Here is a 13,085-nt window from a genome sequence, read left to right as displayed (position 1 = left end):
TAATTTCAACTCTTGCTATCGTTAGATCAATACTCGGAGTAGGAGTAGGGCTATGTGATTCCCTTAAAACTATGTTTATGAATTCGATACCGAATGTAGTAATGCGTAATATGACCGCTTCTATCGTTGCTATATTACCAGCTTGTATTGTAGCAGTAGTAGTACCTAATGCTTTTATTATAATTTTAGGATTTGCTGGTATGATTCTCGTAATTATTGCAATTTTATTACCGGTTTATCTGTTATATAAAGCAAAGATAAATAATTTATTATCTTGAATTACAAAAACAATATCTAATTATTATATGTGTAATTGTTGAAATGCTTATAATGGGCTATGAACTTGTTAATATAGTAACTAAATAATAAGGTTATTTATTATTAAATATAATAGTAATATTGAAAGAATTTTGTAAATATAAATATTATGATAATAGGAAATAATATAGCAACAATAAAACATGTAAGAAATAACGGGCAAATATCCGTGGGGAAGAAATATGCAGGAAAACAGATACAAGTTTTAACATCAAGTGACGGTACTATAATAATAAAGCCCGGTAAGTTCATTCCTTATAATGAGATGTGGCTTTATAGGAACAATAATAATGAGGTGTTTGATAAAGCAATAGGATAGACAGAAAAAAATAAAAGATAAACATCATCATTGCGAGGAAGGTACGAAGTAACTAACTAAGCAATCTCAGGAAAAATTCCTGAGATTGCCACGCTCACTAACGTTCGCTCGCAATGACGATTTGGTATCCACGCAATAATGACGTAAAACAATTCTGATTTAATTAGAGTTAAAAGTTCTTGTCTCCAAATTACCAAATTTAGAAAATTGACTATCATAATAAAGCGGAACATTTCCAACTGGTCCGTTACGATGTTTTGCAACAATTATATCGGCAATATTATATACTTTGTTGAGCTTATCTAACCATGCGGCATGTTTAGCATCGCCTGCTGCCGGTTCTTTTCTAGTTAAATAATATTCTTCACGATAAATAAACATTACTATATCAGCATCCTGTTCTATAGTTCCCGATTCTCGAAGATCGGATAGCATAGGTTTTTTGTCCTCACGTAGTTCTACCGCTCTTGAAAGCTGAGATAACGCAATAACCGGAATATTTAACTCTTTTGCTATTGCTTTTAAACCTTGGGTTATTTCTGAAATCTCGCTAACTCTATTTTCGGATTTACTTACTCCTCTAATTAATTGTAAATAATCAATAAATAATATACCGAGATTATGCTTGCGTTTCATTCTTCTAGCTCTTGTTCTTATAGCGGAAATAGATAGAGCAGGGGTATCATCGATAAAAAATTGTAATTCCGATAAAGTATTTGCTTCCTTGCGAAGACGGTTATATTTTTCTTCACCTAGAATCCCCGTACGAAGAGAAGTAGAATCAATTTCTGCACACATTGAAAGTAGACGTGTGGTTAGCTGTTCTGAGGACATTTCTAAAGAGAAAAAACCTACTGACTGAATTTCTTTATTCTCTCTAATATTTTTAAGACGCATATTATTACAGGCATTAAGTGCAAGATTTATAGCAAATGCCGTTTTACCCATAGACGGACGTCCTGCAAGAATTATAAGATCGGAATTATGAAAGCCGCATAATTTATTATCTAGATCAATCAAACCGGTAGATATACCAATTATATGATCATTATTTTTCATAGCCCTATTAATACTAGCTAGTGATTCTGAAATAGATATACCGATTTTGGTAAAACTTTTTTCATTCAAACCTTCGCTAGCTAAATCGTAAAGTTTAGCTTCGGCATGTTCAATCTGTTCCTTTGCTTCAACTTCTAATGAAGAATTATAGGCATTATTTACTACTTCTTCACCGATATTTATTAAATTACGCTTTATTGCTAAATCATATATTATTTTACCATAATCAACCGGATTTATTACCATCATTGACATAGTTATCAATTTTGCTAAATACTCCGCTCCTTCTACTTCTTGAAATAGTGCATCTTGAGTTAACATACTACGTAAAGTAATAGGTGTAGCTGTCAGCCCTTTTTCAGTAATTTTCTCAATTGCCTTATAGATTTTTTTATGAATAGGTTCAAAAAAATGTTCATCACGTAAAAATTCCGATACGTAATTTAGTAATTCGTTATTGGTTAAAATCGCCCCAAGTAGCATTTGCTCTGCTTGAACATTTGAAGGTAAAACCCTTGGTATAGGTAAATTATCTTCGTTATCAGCTAATATATTTGTTTCGTTATTTATTTTATTACGTGCCATTGTTGTTTGTTAAATTATTATATGGTTTGAAAAAAGAAGCCCTTTATGTCATTCCCACGAGGTATTGTTGCGTGGATACCGAGTCGTCATTGCAAGCAGCCGTAGGCTGCGTGGTGATAAAAAAATTCTGTAAATCAGCATTTTTACTGGATTGCTTCGTCAATTACTTATGTAATTTCCTCGCAATGACGTTAAAACCGATCCACACAACAAAGCCCAAAACAGAACATTGTACATTATTCATTCTTTGCTTCATTTCTATGTTCAGCGATTAATTTATCTACTAAACTTTCTTCCGGTGAAAAATATTTATTAATAATATTACAGGCTTTTTTAAATGCAAGTTTTAATAGTAAAGTTGATACTTTATTGCTCATAACTATCCCAGCGTTTAATTAAATTAGTTTCGATATCGAAAAAATCTAAAACTCTAGTAATAGAATGATTCACTATATCATCTATATTTACAGGGTTATTATAAAAAGCCGGCACGGGCGGCGATATAATGCCGCCGTAACTCGCTACTTTTAACATATTTTCTAAATGTCCGATATGCAAAGGAGTTTCACGGGTCATTAAAATAAGTTTCCTTCTGTCTTTAAGTACAACACCTGCCGCTCTACTAATTAAATTATCTTCCATTGAGTGAGCAATACTTGCTAAGGTCTTCATACTACAAGGGGCTATTATCATGCCTGAAGTTTTAAAAGAGCCGCTTGAAATGGTAGCACCTAAATCTTTATCGTCATAATAATAATTAGCCAGTAGCTTAACTTTATCTATAGAATATTTAGTTTCGAGCTTTATAGTAAGAGCTGCTCCCTCTGAAATAACCAAATGAGTTTCGATATTTTGTTGTTTTAGTACTTCAAGCAAACGAATACCGTATATTGTGCCTGAAGCTCCAGAAATTGCTATAACAATTTTTGTTTCTTTATTCATCTAGGTTTCTATAATTTATCAGTTTAGTATATAATAAAAAAAAAATTATAAAATACATTATATATGCGAATAGCAAAAATATTATTACCGGTAGCAAAATTATTTCCGCTAGATTATTTAATACCTGAAGATTTAGAGCTAAACATAGGTGATCTTGTTGTAGTGCCTTTTAGAAATAAGGAATTAACCGGCATAGTATGGGAGCTTGTTTCAAATTCCGAGGCAAAAAAAATAAAAACTATTAGAGCGAAAGTACCGTTAAACTTAAATATTACTTCAGAAGTTTTAGAATTAATTAAATGGATGAGTAGCTACTATATGTCAGAGCTTGGGAGCATAGCCAAGTTAGTATTACCTATGGATATTGCTGAAAAACCGATTAAAGTTAAGGAGCAGAAAGTCAATAATAACTTTGTGCTACCTGATTTGTCAGAAGAGCAGAAACAAGCAGTAACAATTTTAAATGAAAGTAATAAGCCAACACTTGTTAAAGGTGTTACGGGATCAGGTAAAACAGAAATATATTTTCATCTAATAGCAGATTACTTAGCAAAAGGCAAACAAGTGCTTGTTATGTTGCCTGAAATTGCTTTAAGTACACAAATTATTAATCGTTTTATAGAGCGATTCGGTTTTGAGCCTATCATATGGAACTCAAGCGTTACCAAAGCTCACAAGAAAATGATTTTAAGAGGTATATTAAGCGATAAAGTTAAAGTAGTAATTGGGGCTAGAAGTAGTTTGTTTTTACCTTTTAAAAATCTCGGTTTAATAGTTATAGATGAGGAACATGACGATTCCTATAAACAAGATGACGGTATATTATATAATGCTAGGGATACGGCTATCGTAAGAGGTACATTTGATAAAGCACAAATTGTTTTGTGTTCGGCAACACCGTCTATTGAAACGATACATAATATAGAAATTGGTAAATATCAATTGGTTACATTGGTTAATAGATACAAAAATGTCGATTTGCCAAATATAGAAATAATCGACATGACTAAAGAAAAGCTATCTAAGAATTCCTATTTATCCAAGCTTCTTATAGAAGCTATCAAAGGTAATTTAGATAATAAAAAGCAAGTCTTATTATTTCTTAATAGGCGTGGTTATGCTCCGCTCATGCTATGCAAAGCTTGCGGTCACAGATTGACCTGTAAATTCTGCTCTTCTTGGATGGTAGTACATAAAGCGACTAAAAAACTTGAATGTCACCATTGCGGTTATCAAAGTAAAATTTTTAGTTCTTGTCCTGAATGTCTAGAGGATGAAACATTAACTATCTGTGGTCCAGGTATAGAGAGAATAGAGGAAGAAGCAAAAGCACTTTTTCCTGAGAGTAAAATTGCAGTGATAAGTAAAGATCATGCTAAAAGCCCGGAAAAAATAGCACAGCTTCTACATCAAATGGAAAATTTAGAAATTGATATTTTAATAGGCACACAAATAATAACAAAAGGTTATCACTTTCCGAATCTTACTTTAGTTGGAGTAATAGATGCCGATCTTGGAAGCAATAATGCCGATCTTAGAGCATCTGAGCGAACTTTTCAGCTACTACATCAGGTAGGTGGTAGAGCGGGTAGAGGAGATAGTAAAGGTGTAGTATATTTACAAAGCTATTATCCTGATAATACAATTTTTAGTTATGTTAAAGCCGGTGATGAAGATAGTTTTTTTGCAAATGAACTTGAAATAAGAAAATCAGCAGATATGCCGCCATTTTCCAAAACAGCATCGGTAATTTTGTCAGGTTCCAGTGAAGCTAAAATTCTAGAAATTGCTAGGGATATGGTCCGAATTGCACCAAAAGCAAACGTGAAAATTTTAGGACCGGCAAGCTCATTAATGTCAAAGCTCGCTGGTAAATATCGTTACCGAATACTTATTATAGCCGATAAGAAATTTAATTTGCAGAAATATTTAAAATTTTGGCTAAGCCTTATAAAAATTCCTTCTTTTTGCCATCTAAAAATAGATATCGATCCTAAAAGTTTTTATTAGCTTCTATATCTTTCTCCTTGATGCTTCGACGGTGGAACATTAGATGAATGAGGAGAAGGGTTGGTGAGAGATTTTTGTATTTCTTCTATAGCTTTTTTAGTATTTTGAGTAGAATTTTTATAGCATCTTTATAAAAAGCAGCTTTAGCTTTATCTTTGGTAAAAGAATATTGTATAAAATTACCAATATTTTTCCAAATAGGATTATTATCCATTTTTGTAGTTTCTTCACACCATTTACCTACCTCTTGCAGTTTTGCTTCAACTTGAGCTATAGCAGCTGGATTATGTTTATTATCATCATAAATCTGAATAATATTATTTACTTTTTCTTTAAATTCAATGTGTTTTCTACTTTGTTTCAAATGAGCTATTATATCATCATTGTTTACTAATTCTCTCAGATTATCAATTATATCAGATAGTGTAGGTGGGTCAGGTAATTTATAATGTTGATTGATTTTGTCAAATTTATCTTTGTGTGGATGATTCTTGATTAGATCATCTTCTATAAAAGAAACAAACTCTTTTTGAGGTACTCCTACTTGTTTTATTAGCCGTCCTAATGATTGTTCATAAGCTTTAATAGTAACATCAAGACGCTTCCCTGCCATAGAACCGCTTAATGCTATATAGTGGCTAAATTCCGGGATCAAAGCATCTTTAGTATCAATATTATGATCTTTAAAAAATTGCTCTATTTTCTCTTTTACGGTTAAATTGGATTGTTTTTTAGGTGTTGTTTCCGGTACTTTTGTTTGTTCCGGAGCCGGTTTTGAAAAAACAATAGGCTTTTGGGTTTCAACTTGCGGAGATGGGGTGTCAACAAATATATCAAGTGCTTGGGAATGTGTAGTTAAGTCAGTCTGTTTTTTATGTGCCTCGTTCCATGCCTTTATTTGCTCAGAAGTGGGTTTTAGAGGAACAGCCGGTTTTGTATTTTTTAGTGGGTTATTTGACATATTTTTTGATTTTTTTCCCACTCTTGTATTCTATCTTGTATTGATTTTGGAATATTATCTTGTGCCATATTAAGCTCCTATGTTTATTTATATAATTAAACAGCTTGCTTAAATTTTTTATAAATTGCAAGCAAAATTTCTTTTTGTAATGCAATATTTTTACTATAAGATAGTTAGATTATATATTTTATATATTAGAATCCAAGTTATTAACTAAAATGAGATATGAATTTTATGTACCCCCATATTAGACTTAGAAGAAATAGAAAAGCTTTTTGGCTTAGAGAGTTAATATCCGAAAGTAATTTATCGGTTAGTGATTTAGTGTTGCCTTTATTTGTTGTTGAAGGACATAATGAAAGGCAAGAAATTAAAACTATGCCTGGTATATATCGTTTATCGATTGATCAAATAGTAGAAACGGCAAAAGAAGCAGCAGAGCTGGGTATTAATGTTATTGCATTATTTCCGAGTATTGATCAAAGTCTAAAAAGCGACAATGCCGATGAGGCTTATAATTTAGATAATTTAATATGTAGAACTATTAGAAGCATCAAAAACGCTAATATCGATATTGGTATAATATGCGATGTAGCCCTTGATCCTTATACTACACATGGTCATGATGGTATTGTGCATCATGGGGCAGTTGATAATGATAGATCAGTAAGCGCTTTGTGTAATCAGGCATTAGTGCTAGCAAAAGCTGGAGTAGATATTGTTGCACCTTCCGATATGATGGATGGAAGAATCAGGGCTATAAGGGAATATCTTGACAAAGAGGGATTTATAAATGTTGGAATTCTTGCTTATGCCGCTAAATATGCTTCAAGTTTTTACGGTCCGTTTCGCGATGCTGTTAAGAGTAATAAAAAGAATTATTTAGATAAATCAAGCTATCAAATGGATGTACGTAATATTAAGGAAGCAATGCTTGAGATTGAGCATGATATAGCAGAGGGAGCCGATATGGTAATGGTGAAGCCTGGTATGCCGTTTTTGGATGTTATTCGTGAAGCGGCAAATAATTTAAATGCTAAAATTTTTGCATATCAGGTTAGTGGAGAATATGCAATGTTAAAATTTGCAGCAGAAGCAGGGGCAATGGATTGGGAGAGAGCTTTGATGGAGTCATTAATTAGTTTTAAACGTGCCGGTGCCACAGGTATATTTACCTATGCAGCTCTTGAAGTAGCTGAAATATTAAAGAACAATAAAATTAGGTACAAAACGGCTTCTGATATAAAATAAATAATATGTTTTATAATTATATCAAAATTATCAATGTAGTGTAAATCGTTATAAAGAGGCGAAGATGACGCAAAATAAGAAATCAGTATTTAAAGGTTGGAATTTTTTAAAGCCTAAAGGAGGCGGAGCTAATGAGGTAGGAGAGCATGGCGGAGTATATCAAAGCTTAGACGGTAAAATTACGGCGATGATAAAAAAAGAGGCTTCAAGCTCAAAAAATATAGCCGAGTTTTTAGGATCTCAAATTTTTGAAGCTATAAGTCCTGGAAATGGAGCAAAGGTTAATTTAATTGCTCCTGATGATTTTAATAAATCTAAAGCCGTTGATTTGCAAATATATGTCAAATCTGAATTTTTTGAGAATTATAGTAGTGATATGTATGTGGACATGGATAAACATATGTCTGCTAAAACTAAACCGAGTTCTTGGTTTAGAAAGGACGGCGGTAGACCACTTTTTATGGGGACTAGAAATAAATTATTTAGAACCTTAGAAAATGCTTTTAAGGAAATTAAGTATCAGAACTTTGAAAACATTATGCCGGCAAGTTTATTGATCGGCGATTTTGATATACATGTTGGAAATATAGGAGTTATCAGAGATCAAAAAAATCCAAAAACTTTACCTAAATTAGTAAGAATTGATTTTGCTGGTAGTTTTGATAATTTAACAAATAATATATATCCGCATTCCAGAGCCAAACATTTGCCTGGATTCGGTCCCACTAACCATTTTAGAGAATTTCCTTCTAATTTAAGAACAAAAAATCCTAATTTTGCCGATAGCTTACTTGCAGTTTCTAAAATTGATTTAAGCAAAACTATTGATAAAAGTTTTGATGCATTAACTAAATATTATAGTAATGAAGCAATTGCAGAATTTGCAAAACAAGCGATGCCAAAGCAATTTAATAATACACAATCTAAAGACATAACGCCTGAAGAAATTAAGGCTAGTTTAATAGATACAATGAAAAAAAGGCAAGAATCCTTAAAGGAATACGGCTTAGAAATTAAAGTAAATAGTTTAATTTCTAAAAAATATAGTTTTCCTTATTACGAAGTGAAAGAGCAAGGATTAAAAACATTAATGAAAGAGTATCCTGATTATTTTGCGAAAATTCTTAATTATGAAGAAAGAAAAAAAGGAGGACAAAAACTTAAATTAAGAAATAACATTACTACTAATTTTGCAAGAATTTTAGAAATACTTGGTATTAGAGATAGTGCGAAAAAACATTTAATAAAGACAATAAAAAGTTTAAATGAAGATATTAAAGATGAAAGAAATTTAGCTGGTTCTTCTGATAAAATAAAGAAAGAACCAAAACAAAAATTGGTAAAGACAAATATATATGCAAACAGAGAATATGTAGATGCTCTAGAAAAATTTAAGAAAGAAGTTGGAACGGATGATATTGTTAGTGTTACTCCAAGTCAATTAGGTCTAGCTAAAAAAGCTAAACAAAAAGACCAAGATTTATTAAAATTAGATGAAGAAAATCTAAAACATATAAAGAATCTAAAAGGAAAGGTTATGAAGCCTACTCAAACTACTGCAGCTAGTGTTGTTAATAAAAAGTCTACACCGGCTAAAACGAGATAATAAATGAACCAAGCAACAAGAAGCCTACAACTAAGTAATTAATCAGTAAAAGCCCATATTGCATCGGCAGCTTAATTATCTCAATCTTTTTAGCAAAATACATGCCTTTTACTACTTTAAGATAATAAAACGCAGCAACTACGCTGGTAAAAATACCACAATAAGCTAATGCGAATTCTTCTTGATTAATTGCTTGGTAAAAAAGGTAATATTTACCGAAAAATCCTGTAAGAGGAGGGATTCCAATCATTGAAAACATAACTATGCTAATTACGGCAGCTATAGTTTTATGATACTCTGCAATTCCTTGTATAGTTTTAAAACTAGCTTTATCGACGTCTTTACCGAGCAGTATAATTAAGCAAGTAAAAAATCCTATACTCCCTACAGCATATATTAGAATATATAGTAGAGCTGCTTTATATCCTTCTTGATTATGCAGAAGAACGCCGATTAATACATAACCGATATTTAAAATAGTACTATAAGCCATTAATCTTTTTAGAGAAGTTTGACGAATGGCTCCAAAAGCGCCAAACAGCATAGATAATATAGCAATTATCTTTATTAAATTATAATTAATAGGATAGTAATTACCTATAATTAATTTGCTGATATTTAATAAAACAATAACCATACCTATTTTTGAGGCAGCGTTGAAATAAGTAACCGAAGTAATCGGTGATCCTTCATATACGTCAGGGACCCAAAAATGGAGTGGAACACTTGAGAGTTTAAAGAAAATACTACTTAAAAATAGTACAATACCGATTATTAAACTAAGATTCATTCCGGAATTATCATTTAGTTTATATAAGATATCCTCAAATTGTAGGCTTCCGCCGAATCCGTATATAAAAGAAATACCGAATAATGATAAACAACTAACTAAACTACCTAAGATAAAATATTTTAAAGCACCTTCCGATGATTTCATATCATTTAATTTGAATCCTGCAAGTGCATATGAAGTTAAAGCAGTAAGCTCCATACCGCAGAATAATAATAGAAAATTCCGTGATGAAATTGCAACAAAAATACCTACAACCGATAATAACATTAAAGTAATAAATTCAAACTTTAATTCATCAGCAACAAGAATAGAGTAATCACGGTATATAATCATGGAGATAATAGTGAATAGTAGCACTATGCTTTTACTAATACCGATATTTATTCCGGTAGCAAATGAGTACCATACTCCTTCATAACTTGAGTACTTAAAGGTAAGAAAAATTGATAATATGCATAGTAAAATAATGATATTAGAAATAATTCTATTTTTATTTGGGATCATTATGGCAAAAAACTGCCCTAAAAGTGCTATTAAAGTCAAAGTTATTTCAGGAAGTAGCAGTAGCATATAAAACTAATATTATTTATGGAAATATAAATATTAGTAAATAAATCATTTTTTATCAACAAACTTATATATAATATTGCACTTTAATACTACCTCTAATTAAAATTATTTTCTTCGTAAAATTATATTATACAAAAAAAGCCTAAACATGATGAGATTGTACGTAGTGCATTTGAAAACCCTATAGTTGCTAAAGCCCTCTACAGCTTAGTTCTAATAATCCTTCTTTGTTCTTATTCTTTAGCAGGCTTCGTATCCTGTACAAATATATTATTACCGGCTATTAAAATTCCTATGGCTAATATTTCATAACTATAAGTGCTAATTTTGTTGAGTGTATAATATCTTATACATTAATAATTAATAGTTGCAATAAATAAAAAAATAAATTATTGTGGTTAATCAATGTTAAATTGCTTAAATAAAATTAAATTCTTAAACTCACACCTATAATTGTTTTAATCTAATTAGGTTTTCTAATAAAAATATGAAGCCTTCTGTACAATCATTAACTGACAAGTTAAGAACCTTATATAGTTCTCACGATACTTTACCAAAGCTAATAGAAGATACGAAAAAAGCTCAGTCTTTAGATGAATATTAAGTAAAATTACAGATATTATTTAGTGAAGACGATGAAGCAGCTAAAGCAGCATTACGCGATAAAGTTGTCGGAGAAAAGAGAGCGATAGAAATAGAGAATATTTTTAAAGCCATAGATACGGAAAGATAAGAGAGCTGTTTAATAAAAATTATCAAGTTCAAGAAGAAAAAATTGATAATATAGTTAAGTCACTAAATGAAGAACATAAGTTTGAGATACTTCGCAGAAATCTACCTAATACAAGTGAATCAGAAATAAAAAATATAATTGAGCAAGTAAACAGAATAAAAGCAGATGTCGGTAAAGTACTGTGGCTCGGTAGTGCAGGAATAGGTAAAACCACGTTAATGCATTATCTATCGTATAAATGGGGAAAAGGGGAGTTATGGAGCGATAAGTTTGATTATGTTTTTAGAGAGTTAAAAGAATTATTAAATGAAAGTTAGAAAGACGGTTATAGTGGGTATTTTGATATTAATAATTTATCTCAAAGTAAGCTTAATTGTTTTATCCATTATTGTTTAGGCAGTAGTGAAAGTACCTTAAGTGTTAAGGAAATAATGGATATCCAAAATAAAGATAAGATGTTGTTATTACTTGATGGGTATGATGAAGTAGCACATCTAAATACTCGAGATGTAAAAAGTTAATAGATAAAATATTAGAATATCAAAACGTAATAATGAGTTCTAGACTTAATGTGGTTGTAGAAGAAATGCGTAAAACAGGTTTGCGCGGAAAGTAGACAATACAGGACAGGCTGGGATAGTGAGGGAATAGAGCAATATGTACATAAAAATTTTGAGTATGATAAAGAGCTAGGAGTGCAATTAAAAAGCTTTTTGGATACTCATAGCCAAATAAAAGAAATATGTGAAGTTCCTATCAATACTGCATTAATATGTTTGGTTTGGAGTGATCAAGCCATAAGGGATAAATTTCAAAAAAAAACAGTAATCAAGATTTTATAAGTCGTTTATATAGTGAAGTAATAAACTGGCTTAATAATAGGCATATAGAAAAAAACAAAATATAAAAATAAAACTGAAGCTAATGATATAGATGAAGTTATAGAACAAGGATGATTAAAAAGCAAAGGAAGTAATGATCAATTTATTCACTTAACTATTCAAGAATTTTTAGCCGCATGTTATTTAAAAAATCAGTTAACAGATAATAAGATGCAAAAATAAGGTTGAAAACCAGTAATTTTAAATTACTAGATGCCGGGGCAAATAAAAGATTAGATGCCTATGCAATTAAGATAGATAGCCACAATAAAATACTATAGTGGAACAATACAAAAAGCAGAAATCTTTGAGACATTGAAAGTTTAGCACAAGAAAGCCCATTATTATACGATTACTGTAATGCATTTTATTGGAATATAAAAATATCATAAATGCTTGCTGTATTGCTGAAACTATAAAAATAATATTAATGAGCAAGAGGGTATAATAAAAATTTTAGTAAAAGGTATAGGTTTAATAACGCAAAGTTTCTTAATAGATATATTAACAGATTTGGCTTGCAGTATAGTAGCAGCAACGCATGAGAGAAAGCATGGAAATAAAGTAATTAGTATAAACGATATTATTCGCAATAAAATTGGAATGGAAGATTTAGACGATAACTTAAAGAAAATAGTTATTATTAAAACACAAGAACGTAGAAACGAAATAATAAAGCTCTCAAAAACACCTATGTCACATTCTGATTCTACTAGATTTCGAGCTAATATAAAAGAATTAGGTAATGTAGTTAAAGAATTTGGGCTTTTCTAAAACTATAGAAAGACATGATCAGGATAATATAGCTGTGCAACTAGCTTTAAAGGACTCTATTTATTGAATCTTTATATACAAACCGTGATGATATATTGAATGAAAAAAACGATTTTTACGTGCAGGATGAAAAGGGTGAAAATAGTAATATTGTCTAATGTTAATCTCTTCTGACACCTAATAAATGTAAAATCAGATAAGCAGCAATTGCCACTCTCCTAAGAATCGTGTATGCTGGTTTTCCCGCACACAGCTCAAACCTTAATGCACATTGTGATGAGTT

General features: G+C 31.0%; 12 protein-coding genes. 7 read left to right on the top strand and 5 right to left on the bottom strand.

What is annotated here, in order from left to right; genetic code table 11:
• Nucleotides 1–29 precede the first annotated feature (29 nt).
• Nucleotides 30–278 carry an aromatic amino acid transport family protein gene (locus RSA_RS04065; RefSeq protein WP_231284267.1) on the top strand — a complete coding sequence of 83 codons (249 nt, stop codon included), beginning with the start codon at nucleotides 30–32 and terminating at the stop codon, nucleotides 276–278.
• 149 nt (nucleotides 279–427) lie between these two features.
• Nucleotides 428–637: a hypothetical protein gene (locus RSA_RS04060; RefSeq protein WP_012150981.1), complete on the top strand. Its 210-nt coding sequence runs from the start codon at nucleotides 428–430 to the stop codon at nucleotides 635–637.
• A 159-nt stretch (nucleotides 638–796) separates the two neighbouring features.
• Here RSA_RS04060 and RSA_RS04055 read toward each other — a convergent pair whose 3' ends face one another.
• From RSA_RS04055 to RSA_RS04050, 3 genes are all read right to left on the bottom strand, one after another.
• Nucleotides 797–2,281, bottom strand: a complete 1,485-nt coding sequence (locus RSA_RS04055; protein WP_014364814.1) for a replicative DNA helicase — start codon at nucleotides 2,279–2,281, stop codon at nucleotides 797–799.
• 236 nt (nucleotides 2,282–2,517) lie between these two features.
• Nucleotides 2,518–2,658, bottom strand: a complete 141-nt coding sequence (locus RSA_RS08970; RefSeq protein WP_014364812.1) for a hypothetical protein — start codon at nucleotides 2,656–2,658, stop codon at nucleotides 2,518–2,520.
• Nucleotides 2,648–3,223 (bottom strand): UbiX family flavin prenyltransferase, encoded by a 576-nt coding sequence (locus RSA_RS04050; RefSeq protein ID WP_014364811.1) that lies wholly within the window; start codon nucleotides 3,221–3,223, stop codon nucleotides 2,648–2,650. The genes RSA_RS08970 and RSA_RS04050 overlap by 11 nt, the downstream gene beginning before the upstream one ends.
• A gap of 63 nt (nucleotides 3,224–3,286) precedes the next feature.
• Here RSA_RS04050 and RSA_RS04045 point away from each other — a divergent pair, with 63 nt between their 5' ends.
• Nucleotides 3,287–5,233 (top strand): primosomal protein N', encoded by a 1,947-nt coding sequence (locus tag RSA_RS04045; protein WP_012150977.1) that lies wholly within the window; start codon nucleotides 3,287–3,289, stop codon nucleotides 5,231–5,233.
• A gap of 85 nt (nucleotides 5,234–5,318) precedes the next feature.
• On the opposite strand, the gene RSA_RS09540 is transcribed toward RSA_RS04045, so the two are convergent.
• A complete protein-coding gene (locus RSA_RS09540) occupies nucleotides 5,319–6,194 on the bottom strand; it encodes a hypothetical protein (RefSeq protein ID WP_231284203.1) in 876 nt (291 codons plus the stop codon).
• 234 nt (nucleotides 6,195–6,428) lie between these two features.
• On the opposite strand from RSA_RS09540, the gene hemB reads away from it, so the two are divergent.
• Both hemB and RSA_RS04030 read left to right on the top strand, forming a co-directional pair.
• A complete protein-coding gene (gene hemB / locus RSA_RS04035; protein ID WP_014364809.1) occupies nucleotides 6,429–7,445 on the top strand; it encodes a porphobilinogen synthase in 1,017 nt (338 codons plus the stop codon).
• A 64-nt stretch (nucleotides 7,446–7,509) separates the two neighbouring features.
• On the top strand, nucleotides 7,510–9,051 hold the full coding sequence (locus RSA_RS04030) for a hypothetical protein (RefSeq protein ID WP_014364808.1): 1,542 nt from the start codon (nucleotides 7,510–7,512) through the stop codon (nucleotides 9,049–9,051).
• Here RSA_RS04030 and nuoN read toward each other — a convergent pair.
• Nucleotides 9,038–10,414 carry an NADH-quinone oxidoreductase subunit NuoN gene (gene nuoN / locus RSA_RS04025; RefSeq protein WP_014364807.1) on the bottom strand — a complete coding sequence of 459 codons (1,377 nt, stop codon included), beginning with the start codon at nucleotides 10,412–10,414 and terminating at the stop codon, nucleotides 9,038–9,040. The genes RSA_RS04030 and nuoN overlap by 14 nt on opposite strands.
• A 951-nt stretch (nucleotides 10,415–11,365) precedes the next feature.
• On the opposite strand from nuoN, the gene RSA_RS10290 reads away from it, so the two are divergent.
• Nucleotides 11,366–11,464: a hypothetical protein gene (locus RSA_RS10290; protein WP_014364805.1), complete on the top strand. Its 99-nt coding sequence runs from the start codon at nucleotides 11,366–11,368 to the stop codon at nucleotides 11,462–11,464.
• A 1,077-nt stretch (nucleotides 11,465–12,541) separates the two neighbouring features.
• Nucleotides 12,542–12,802 (top strand): hypothetical protein, encoded by a 261-nt coding sequence (locus tag RSA_RS09535; RefSeq protein WP_014364544.1) that lies wholly within the window; start codon nucleotides 12,542–12,544, stop codon nucleotides 12,800–12,802.
• Nucleotides 12,803–13,085: the final 283 nt, after the last annotated feature.

The organism is Rickettsia philipii str. 364D (genome assembly GCF_000283995.1).
Lineage (GTDB): Bacteria > Pseudomonadota > Alphaproteobacteria > Rickettsiales > Rickettsiaceae > Rickettsia > Rickettsia rickettsii.
The sequence above is the reverse complement of the archived record's forward strand: the minus strand, read 5'-3'. Positions and strand labels throughout refer to the sequence as shown.